The sequence below is a fragment of the Mesorhizobium sp. M7A.F.Ca.US.002.01.1.1 genome, from assembly GCF_004022955.1.
In the GTDB taxonomy this organism is placed as follows: domain Bacteria; phylum Pseudomonadota; class Alphaproteobacteria; order Rhizobiales; family Rhizobiaceae; genus Mesorhizobium; species Mesorhizobium ciceri.
In genome coordinates this window covers 1-1,428 of record NZ_RZQE01000847.1, presented here as the reverse complement: position 1 = coordinate 1,428, position 1,428 = coordinate 1, and the positions used below count along the sequence as shown (strand labels likewise).

Genomic DNA, 1,428 nt, shown 5'->3' with positions numbered 1-1,428 from the left:
AGGTTCATCGCGCCCTTGATGATGCCGTTGGTCTCGAGGAATTCCTCGTCGCACTGGGCGATGATGTCGACAATGGCATTGCCGATGCAAAGCACGTCATAATCCGGCATCAAAATCTCCGCCAAAAACCCGAGCCGGCTTCTTGCCACGCCGGCCCGGCGCGGGTCTAGCGATTTGAAACCGGTTTGCCTAGGGCGTGACACGCAACTTTGGCGGAACAGGCAAAGGCGCATCAGCCGCGAGGCGCTATGACAATTCGACCGTGGCCGAAGCATTTCATCGCCGCACCGCCTATAAGCCTGGATCAGACGATCCCGCTTCGAAGGCGAGCCAGCCCCCAATGTCTACAAAAAGCATGTCGACGAAGAACGAGCCTGCAAAAAACGATCTGACCACCGACCTGGTACTGCTCGTCGTGCTGGCAGTGCTCTGGGGCGCCTCCTACACCTTCATCAAGATCGGCGTCGAAACCATCCCGCCGGTCACCTTCATTGCCGCCCGCACCCTGATCGCTGGCGGCATCCTGTTGGCCATCATCCGCTGGCGCGGGCTCGCCTTGCCGGGCGATGCTGCAAGCTGGCGCCGCTTCGCCTTCCAGGCCTGCCTCAACAGCGTTATTCCGTTCACCCTGATCGCCGCGGCCGAACGCTCGGTCGATGCCGGCCTCGCCACCATCCTCAACGCGACCTCGCCGATCTTCACCTTCCTCTTGACCGCGCTCATCACCCGCCACGAGCCGGTCACCTTGCGCAAACTGATCGGTGTGGGCGCCGGCATTGCCGGCATCTGCCTCATTATCGGCACGCAGGCGCTGAGTGGCCTCGGTCATGAATTGTGGGCGCAATTGGCAATCGTCGCCGCGACGGTCTGCTATGCCGGGGCCGCCATTTTCGGCCGCGGTTTCAAGGGCCTCGACCCAATGCTACCGGCCGCCGGTTCCATGTTGTGCGGCGCCGTCATCCTCGTGCCGCTCAGTCTGGTGTTCGACCAGCCGTGGACGCTGGCGCCATCGACCGCGTCGATCCTGGCCCTGCTCGGCCTGTCGGTCTTTTCCACCGCGCTGGCCTTCGTCATCTATTTCCGCCTCATCCACACGCTGGGTTCGGTCGGCACCACCTCGCAGGCCTATCTGCGCGTGCCGATCGGCGTCGGCATCGGCGCTCTCTTCCTCGGCGAAAGTCTTGGTTCGACGGCATGGCTGGGCATGGGTTTTGTCGTGGCCGGGGTCGCTGCCATGACCATCCCGGTTCGAAAGCCGGCATTTGCGCGGTAGACGCCAGCCCGCTTGTGCTCATGGCCTGCGCTGCCTATCTCGGAAGCATCCGCCTTTTAGGCGGCGTCCGCTAACCGGGGGTGTGACAAGGTGATTTTCGACGCTGCCCGCGCTGCGGCCCTCGAGCTGATTTCGCCTCCCTTTCGGGCCGTGTT

Annotated in this window: 1 protein-coding gene and 1 pseudogene; one reads left to right on the top strand and one right to left on the bottom strand. The window is 63.2% G+C overall.

All coding sequences use genetic code 11. The features are described from left to right. Positions 1 to 110, bottom strand: a pseudogene (locus EN932_RS39390) (adenosine kinase); the annotation flags it as partial. Between the two features lie 230 nt (positions 111 to 340). Between EN932_RS39390 and EN932_RS36070 the strand changes: the two are divergent. Continuing rightward, positions 341 to 1,273 (top strand): EamA family transporter, encoded by a 933-nt coding sequence (locus EN932_RS36070; RefSeq protein WP_013528051.1) that lies wholly within the window; start codon positions 341 to 343, stop codon positions 1,271 to 1,273. Positions 1,274 to 1,428: the final 155 nt, after the last annotated feature.